The organism is Deinococcus rhizophilus (genome assembly GCF_030271215.1).
Lineage (GTDB): Bacteria > Deinococcota > Deinococci > Deinococcales > Deinococcaceae > Deinococcus > Deinococcus rhizophilus.
On record NZ_JASNGB010000130.1, the window covers coordinates 1 to 8,178 of the forward strand.

At 72.8% G+C, this 8,178-nt stretch carries 6 protein-coding genes; 4 read left to right on the forward strand and 2 right to left on the reverse strand.

Going from position 1 to position 8,178, the window contains the following annotated elements; all coding sequences use genetic code 11:
* Positions 1-89 precede the first annotated feature (89 nt).
* The gene (locus tag QOL99_RS12445; protein WP_285524236.1) at positions 90-1,244 is read right to left on the reverse strand and encodes an HD-GYP domain-containing protein; all 1,155 of its coding nucleotides are present in this window, start codon (positions 1,242-1,244) and stop codon (positions 90-92) included.
* Positions 1,245-1,447: 203 nt separating this feature from the next.
* Between QOL99_RS12445 and QOL99_RS12450 the strand changes: the two genes are divergently transcribed.
* From QOL99_RS12450 to QOL99_RS12465, 4 genes are all read left to right on the forward strand, one after another.
* Positions 1,448-3,631 carry an APC family permease gene (locus QOL99_RS12450; RefSeq protein ID WP_285524238.1) on the forward strand — a complete coding sequence of 728 codons (2,184 nt, stop codon included), beginning with the start codon at positions 1,448-1,450 and terminating at the stop codon, positions 3,629-3,631.
* 320 nt (positions 3,632-3,951) lie between these two features.
* Positions 3,952-5,244, forward strand: coding sequence for a S8 family serine peptidase (locus QOL99_RS12455; RefSeq protein ID WP_285524240.1), 1,293 nt, complete (start codon positions 3,952-3,954; stop codon positions 5,242-5,244).
* Between the two features lie 810 nt (positions 5,245-6,054).
* On the forward strand, positions 6,055-6,810 hold the full coding sequence (locus tag QOL99_RS17995; RefSeq protein WP_456318858.1) for a tetratricopeptide repeat protein: 756 nt from the start codon (positions 6,055-6,057) through the stop codon (positions 6,808-6,810).
* Entirely contained in the window at positions 6,701-7,453 is a 753-nt protein-coding gene (locus tag QOL99_RS12465; RefSeq protein WP_285524243.1) for an HD-GYP domain-containing protein, read from the forward strand. Before QOL99_RS17995 ends, QOL99_RS12465 begins: the two co-directional genes overlap by 110 nt.
* Before the next feature lie 28 nt (positions 7,454-7,481).
* On the opposite strand, the gene QOL99_RS12470 is transcribed toward QOL99_RS12465, so the two are convergent.
* Positions 7,482-8,178: NmrA family NAD(P)-binding protein (locus QOL99_RS12470; RefSeq protein WP_285524244.1), on the reverse strand; the 697-nt coding region annotated here is incomplete at its 5' end.

The following is an 8,178-nucleotide window of genomic DNA, read 5'->3' on the forward strand; positions in this document are numbered from 1 at the left end:
GGACGCCACGCTCGGCGCCGGGGACGGGCGGGCGCGGCGGGTGGTGCCGTAGGGTCCTGGCCCCCCCCGCTCAGCTCCTCAGCCGCCGTTCACCGCGCCGTCCCCAGCGTCCCCAGCGTCCCCCCGGCCAGCACGGCGATGAACGCCTCCACATAGGCCGGATCGAACTGGCGCCCGGCCTGGGCCCGCAGTTCGGCCACCGCCTCCCCGTGGGGCCAGGCCGCCTTGTAGGGGCGGGAGCTGGTCAGGGCGTCGTACACGTCGCACAGGGCAAAGAGGCGCCCGCCGGGGCTGATGGCCTCCCCGGCCTTGCCTGCCGGGTAGCCTGACCCGTCCCAGCGCTCGTGGTGGTCGGCGATCACGGCGAGTGCTCCCGGCGGCAGAAAGGTCAGCGCCCCGGCAAAGGCGACCCCGGCTTGCACGTGCGAGCGCATGGTGAGCCACTCTTCCGGGGTGAAGCGGCCGGGCTTGAGCAGCACCGCGTCGGGAATGGCGATCTTGCCGATGTCGTGCAGGTACGCGCCCCACTTCAGGGCCTGCTGGTCTTCCTCGCTCCAGCCCTGGGCGGCGGCGAAGCGCAGGGCCAGGGCCGTGACCCGGTCGGTGTGGCCCTGGGTCTCGCCGTCGCGGGCCTCCAGCGCCAGCCCCAGCGCCCGCAGGGCGGCCTCGCGGGCCTCGCTGGCCTGCTCCTCGGCGGCGAGGCGCCCGGCGAGCGAGGCGATGGTGCCCGAGATCAGGCTGAACAGCGCGGCCTCGCCCGGTTGCCACACGTGGGGCTCAAAGGTGTGCATCAGGAAGGCGCCCAGCAGGTGCCCGTCTCCCCGGCGCACCGGGGCCGCCGCGAGGCTGGCGACGCCCAGCTCCGGAAAGCCCGCCGTGCGCGGGTCGCGGGCGGTGTCGTCGAAGAACAGCGGGCCGTGAGTGCCCTCCAGCGCCCGCAGCAGCGGCGTCTGGGCAGGCAGGCCGTGCGCGGCGACGGCGGCCATGCCCTCGGTCGACGGCATCTCGCCCGTGGCTGCCCGGACGTGGTAGTTCAGCGTCCCGCCGCCCGTCTGGAAGTAGGCCGAGCCCACGGCGGCCGTCTCCCGCACAAGCTGCTCCAGGGTCGGGGTCACCCCCGCTGCGAGGTCCCCGGCCCCCAGCGCGAGGCGGGTCAGCGAGACGATGACTTCGGCGGTCTGCGCCCGGTCGTGCAGGCGTGAGGCGGGTTCCGTGGGGGCGGAGGCAGAGGCGGGAACAGTCATGCCCCCCAGGCTAGGCGGGGGGGTCCGACAAAAGTCTCACGCGGGGCGGGAGGGGGGAAACGGGGCCGGAACGTGTGCGCCCCGGTCCTGTGTCCTGTGCCCCCGGTCCTGTGCCCCCGGTCCTGTGCCCTGTGTCCCCGGTCCTGGCCACCTGGCCACCTGGCCAGTGGGCGGCGGGGCAGCGGGAGCCTACACTCCCCGCGATGAACCCCCTGCCTGCCCCCTCCGGCGCTTTCCGGCGCTGGTTTCTGGAGACCGACACGCCCGGGCCGGAAGGCTTTTACGAGGGCGAGGAGGAGGTCCGGCAGGACCACCGCACCCAGCCCTGGTGGAAGGTGATGTGCCTGACCGGGGTGGATTACTTCTCCACGCTGGGCTACCAGCCGGGCATCGCAGCGCTGGCGGCGGGGGCGCTGGCCCCGGTCGCGACGCTGGTGCTGGTGCTCGTCACCCTCTTCGGCGCCCTGCCCATGTACCGCCGGGTCGCGGGCGAGAGTCCGCACGGGGACGGCAGCCTGTCGATGCTCGAACGGCTGCTGGCCTACTGGCCGGGCAAGTTGCTGGTGCTCTCGCTGCTGGGCTTCGTCGCCACCGGCTTCATCATCACCATCACGCTCTCGGCCGCCGACGCCACCGCGCACCTGCTGGAAACGCCGCTCTTGCGGGACCTGCTGGAAGGACAGCGGGTCGCGGTGACGCTGGGGCTGCTGGCCCTGCTGGGGGCCGTGTTCCTCAAGGGGTTCAGGGAAGCCGTCGGGCTGGCGGTGGGCATCGTGGCCGTCTACCTGGGGCTCAGCCTGGTGGTCGTGGGGCACGGGCTGGCGGAGGTGCTGGCCCGGCCCGAGCTGCTGGGCGGGTGGTGGGGGACACTGGGCGGCGCCCACCTCTCGCCGCTGGCGCTGGCGGGCGCCGCGCTGCTGGTCTTTCCGGCGCTGGCGCTGGGGCTCTCGGGCTTCGAGACGGGCGTGGTCGTGATGCCGCTGGTGCGCGGCGAGGCGGGAGACCGGCCGGAGAAACCGCTCGGCCGCATCCGCAACACCCGCAAGCTGCTGACCACCGCCGCACTGGTCATGAGCGTGATGCTGCTGGGCTCCAGTCTAGTGACCACCCTGCTGATCCCCCGCCACGAGTTCTGGGCGGCGACCACGGTCACCAAGACCGTGAGCACGGCGGACCTGCGCTCGGGCCGCGCGGTGGCGAATGTGCCGCTCGACCACCCCACCCGCCCGCGCGAGGTCCACGCGCTGACGCTCCCTGCCGGGCGCACCGGGACCTACACGCTGGACGTGGACACGGTGGGGGGCCGGGTGCCCTTCACGGTGACCGTGACGCCGCAGGGCGGGGCTGCCAGCGTGACCGTGCAGACGCCCCCCGGCAAGGCCAACGGCCGCGCCCTGGCCTACCTCGCGCACGAACGGCTGGGCGACGGCTTCGGCAGCGTGTACGACCTCGCCACCATCCTGATCCTGTGGTTCGCGGGCGCGTCGGCGATGGCGGGGCTGCTCAACATCGTGCCGCGCTACCTGCCGCGCTACGGCATGGCGCCCGACTGGACGCGGGCGACCCGGCCGCTGGTGGTGCTGTTTACCGGGGTCAGCGCCGTGGTCACGGCCCTGTTCCGCGCCGACGTGGACGCGCAGGCGGGGGCCTACGCGACGGGCGTGCTGGCGCTGATGACCTCGGCGGCGATCGCGGTCTTCCTGACCGAGCGGCGGCGGGGGCACCGGGGGGCGGCGGTCGTCTTCGCGCTGATCAGCGTCCTGTTCATCTACACCAGCGCCGTGACCGTGCGCGACCGCCCCGAGGGGCTGTGGATCGCCCTGCTGTTCGTCCTCGCCATCGTGCTGGTCAGCGCGGCGTCCCGCGTGCAGCGCAGCACCGAGCTGCGGGTGCAGAGCGTGGTGCTCGACGGGGAAGCGCAGCGGATGGTCCGGGACGTGGTCGCGCGGGGCCTGCCGCTGCGCCTGATCGCCAACCGCCTGAACGCGGGCGACGCCGAGGAATACCGCCTCAAGGCGCTGGAGGTGCGGCTGGAACACCACCTCGCGCCCGGAGACGCGGCCCTCTTTCTGGAGGTGGCGGTCACCGACGCGAGCGAGTTCAGCGCGGCGGTCCCGGTGTGCGGGGTCCGGGTGGGGCCGCACGCCGTCCTGCGGGCGCGGGGCAGCAGCGTGCCCAACACGCTCGCCGCCGTGCTGCTGTGGATGCGCGACCACACCGGGGCACCCCCCCACGTCTACTTCGAGTGGAGCGAGAAGGGCCCCGCCCAGAACGCCCTGCGCTTTCTCCTCGCGGGCGAGGGCGACATTCCGCCGCTCACCCACGAGGTGCTGCGCGTGGCCGAGCCCGACGTGACCCGGCGCCCGAGGGTCCATGTGGGAGGCTGACGGGCCGTCCTGCTGATAGCCCACCTGCTCTCCCCCGGTGTGGGCGGGATGAGCAGGGCCGCAGGTTTGTGGCCACATGTGCGCCGCGTGATCACAGGTGGCCTGCTACCGTGCAGTGGGGGGGAAACTGCTCCTGATTGTGCTGCCCCCGATTATGCGCCCGTTCCCGTCGCCGCCGTACCCGGAGGCGGAGTGCTGGCTCTCCCCCCCACGGCTCCCCCCGGAGCCTGAAGGCGCGGCGCACTCCCAGACCCGGACCCGCCGGGTTAGGATTCTGAGAAGCAGATTGACTTTCCCGGTCGATTCTCACGGAGGTTGTTATGGTTAGAGGCTCTCCCACCGCTCTGCTGGTCCTCTCCGCGCTGGCCCTGGCTGGTTGCTCGCAGCAGGAGCCTGCGGCCACCGCGCCCCAGGCGGCGGCCCGGCCCAGCCACGTCATGCAGGTTCCCGTCGCTGCCGGGGTCACCCGTGAACAGGTGGAGGCTGCCTACGGCGCCCCGGTGCTGATGTTCGGCGAGGGCCAGGGCTACGCCGTGCTGGGCCTCTCGGCGGCGCAGGCGAGCGGCTCGGGGCTGCGGGCGCTGAACCTGGCAGGGACTCCCGAGAGCAACCTGGGGGTCTTCTCGGCGGGCATGACCGCCACGGTGCAGGGCCGGTCCATCTGGATCCGGGGCGACCTGGGAGGCTGGACGGCCGAGGGCCGGTCCATCTGGATCCGGGGGCAGTACGACCTGATTCCCGAGAATTCCCTGAACTTCCAGACCATCCGGCTGGAACAGGCGCACGCCCTGGCGCCCAAGCTGGGGCAGGGGGTCAAGGTCGCCGTGATCGACACCGGTGTGGACCTGGAGCATCCGGCCTTTGCCGGGTCGCTGGCCCCGGCCGAGGAATGGCGCGACTTCCACTCGGCAGACGCCTCCCCCGACGAGGAAGGCGTGCTGGGCGAGGGCGGCTACGGCCACGGTACGGGGGTGGCGGGGATCGTGCTGCAGGTCGCGCCCCGGGCGACCATCCTGCCGCTGCGGGTGCTGGGGCCGGACGGCTCCGGGGACGTGCTGCACGTGGCGCAGGCCATCGACTGGGCGGTGGCCAGGGGAGCGCAGATCATCAACCTCAGCCTGGGCAGCGACCAGCGCTCGCCCACCGTGCAAGACGCGGTCAAGCGGGCAACCGAGCGCGGCGTCCTGGTGGTGGCGGCGGCGGGGAACGACAACCGGCCCAGGATCGCCTACCCCGCCCAGGACATGGCCTCCGGCGGCGCGGGCGAGCGCAGCCTGAGCGTGGGCAGCGTCAGCACCGGCTGGCTCAAGTCGCCTTTTTCCAACTACAGCCCCAACCTCGAGATGGTCGCCCTGGGTGAGAATGTCTACACCCCTGGCCCCGACGGCATGCTGGTGTCGTGGAGCGGCACGTCGATGGCCACCCCGATGGCCGTGGGCGGGCTGGCCCTGGCCCTCGCGCAGGGCACGGGCGTGCCCCTCAAGGACATCACCAAGAAGATGGCCGAGAAGGCCCACGACGTCTACAACAACGGCATGAACGCCCCCTACAAGGACAGGCTGGGCAAGAAGGGCCTGCTGAACCTCGAGGCGTTCCTCGAAGACGTGCTGTAACCGCCGCGCCTCCTGAGTGCCCGGCCGCCTCGCCGTTTCCGACCGCAGGCGGCTGGGCGGTCGTGCGCTGTAAGAGTCCTGAGACGAGCGTCCGCTACCCTGAGCGGTGTGGGCAGGGATCAGGCTTATGCAACCGCACGGCAAGCGCTTCTCAGCGCCCAGGCTGGGGGAACGCTGCTGGAGGTGGCCGACGCCGCGGCCCGGCTCGGCCGTCTGGAGGGCGACCGGGAGGAGTACGCGGCGGCCCGCGGGCACTATGAGCTGGCCCTGCAGCTGTACGGGGACCTGCAGCGGCACGGCGAAGAGGCGGACACCCACTACCGGCTGGCCGGGCTGCTGACCGATATGGGCGAGTGGCCCGGCGCCCACGACCATGCCCAGGCGGCGCTGGCCCTGACCCCCTCCGCCGACCGGGAGGTCGAGATCCGCAATCTGCTGGCGGCCACGTACCACGCGACGGGCGAGCCACGCCAGGCGCTGGCCGAACTGGACAGGGTGCTGGGCTCCTACCAGGACCGGGGAGAGGTGCTGGGGCAGGTCAAGACCCTGGGCAACATGGGCACCCTGCTCACCACGGCGGGCGAGTACCCGGAGGCCCTGGGCTGCCTGACCTCGGCCTACACCCTCTCGACCAGCCTGCCGGACGCCGACGGGTCGGTGCTGCGGGTGCGGGGCAGCCTGCTGCTGAACATCGGCAACCTGTATCAGGACCTGCGCGAGCTGGGCAAGGCCTACGGCTACTTCGTGGAGGCCCTGTCCCTGGCCTGCAAGTGCGGGAACCAGAGCGCGGAGTCCATTGCCGTCCTGAACATGGCGGGGGTGGACCTTGAACTTGGCCGCCTCACCGACGCGCACCAGCATTACGCCAGGGCGCTGGAGCTGGCGCGGACGGTCCAGAACCGTTACGGAGAGCTGTCGGCGCTGGACGGCCTCGCCCGCGTCCTGCTGGCCTGGGACCGGGTGGGCGAGGCGCTGCAGATCCTGGGCGAGGCCGAGCAGATCGCCGTGGAGACCGGGGACGTCGAGGGACAGCTCGGCGTGCTGCTGCATCTGGCAGAGGCGCACGTGCGGCAGGAGGCGCTGGCCGAGGCCACCGGCGCCTTTGAGCGGGCGCTGCGGCTGGCCGACGAGATCGGGCGGCCCAAGGCGGGGTGCGACGCGCTGCGCGGCCTGTACCAGCTGCACGGACGGCTGGGGCAGACCGAGCAGGCCCTCCGGGCGCTGGAACAGCTGTACGGGCGCGAGCGCGGCCTGCTGAACGCCGAGGTCGAGGTGCGGGTGCAGGGCATGACTGCCCGCTTCGAGGTGGAGCGGGCGCAGCATCAGGCCGAACTCAACCGCCTGCGGATGGTCTCTGCCGAGGAAGCCCGCGCCAGCGCCGAGGCCGAGGTGCGTGACCGGACCCACAGCCTGGAACTCGCGCAGATCGAGGTGGTCACCNGTGCGGGTGCAGGGCATGACTGCCCGCTTCGAGGTGGAGCGGGCGCAGCATCAGGCCGAACTCAACCGCCTGCGGATGGTCTCTGCCGAGGAAGCCCGCGCCAGCGCCGAGGCCGAGGTGCGTGACCGGACCCACAGCCTGGAACTCGCGCAGATCGAGGTGGTCACCCGGCTGGCGATGGCGGCCGAGTACCGCGACGACACCACCGGGGACCACACCCAGCGGGTGGGCCAGCTCTCGGCGGCCATCGGGGCGCGGCTGGGCCTGCCGCCGGAGGAGGTCGAACTGCTGCGGGTGGCCGCGCGGCTCCACGACGTGGGCAAGATCGGGATTCCCGACAGCATTCTGCTCAAGCCGGGGCCGCTGACGCCCGGGGAATACTGCCAGATGCAGCGCCACACCGTGATCGGGGCCCGCATCCTGGCGGGAGGCCACAGCCGCCTGCTGCAGATGGCCGAAACCATCGCCCACAACCACCATGAACACTGGAACGGCCAGGGCTACCCGTGCGGCCTCGTGGGCGAGGACATCCCGCTGGTGGCCCGCATCGTGGCGGTGGCGGACGTGTACGACGCCCTGACGCACCGCCGCGCCTACAAGGCCGCGTGGCCCAGGGACGCGGCGCTGGCCGAACTCGCCGCCCAAGCCGGTCGGCAGTTCGACCCGGCGGTGGTCCGCGAGGCCCTGGCGGTGCTGGACGAGCTGCCGTTCTTGAACGCGGGCAGCGGCGGGGAGGAAGGCCCCCTGACTGTCCGCGCTTCGGCCTGAGCCCTGTCCTTCGGCCTGAGCCCTGTCCCTACAGCCAGACCTCCCGGTGGTCCTCGGCAAAGCGGGCGAAGGAAATAGGCGGGCGGCCCAGCGCGGCCTCCACGTCCCCGGTCCGCCGGGCGGCGAGGCCCAGGCGGGCCACGGTGTATTCCGCGAGCATGAACAGGGCCAGGCCACGCGGGACGCCCCATCCGGTCACGGTCCGCACGAAGGCGACGGGGCCCGGGCTGGTGTGCCGCACCGGGCGGCCGAGCGCCACCCCCAGCAGGTGGCCCATCTCGGTGAAGGTCAGCGCCTGCGGCCCGGTCAGGCTCCAGGCGCGGACCGCCGGGGCCGCCAGCGGACGGGCCAGTTCGCGCCCGGCGACGGCGGCCACGTCGCGCACGTCCACCACGCTGGTGCGGCCCTCGCCGGAGGGGATGAACAGCTCGCCCCGGCGCACCTCCGGCGCGTGGATGCCGCTCAGGTTCTGCATGAAATAGCCTGAGCGCAGCAGCACGGCGTCCAGCCCCGACGCCTCCAGCCTCCGTTCGATCTGGCGGTGGGGCAAGAAGGGCAGGCGCTCGGCTCCCAGGATGGACAGGAAGACCACCCGGCGCACCCCGGCCTCCCGCGCCGCCGTGAACAGCCGCCCCAGGTCGCTGACCGCCGTGCCGGGAGGCCACATCGCGAACAGCACCGCCGCGCCCCGCAGGGCAGCGTGGGTCGCCGGGTCCGCCACGTCG

Excerpts from the sequence above, each read along its gene's own strand:
- QOL99_RS12445 (WP_285524236.1), bottom strand. The coding sequence starts at position 1,244 with ATGACTGTTCCCGCCTCTGCCTCCGCCCCCACGGAACCCGCCTCACGC.
- QOL99_RS12450 (WP_285524238.1), top strand. The coding sequence starts at position 1,448 with ATGAACCCCCTGCCTGCCCCCTCCGGCGCTTTCCGGCGCTGGTTTCTG.
- QOL99_RS12455 (WP_285524240.1), top strand. The coding sequence starts at position 3,952 with ATGGTTAGAGGCTCTCCCACCGCTCTGCTGGTCCTCTCCGCGCTGGCC.
- QOL99_RS12465 (WP_285524243.1), top strand. The coding sequence starts at position 6,701 with ATGACTGCCCGCTTCGAGGTGGAGCGGGCGCAGCATCAGGCCGAACTC.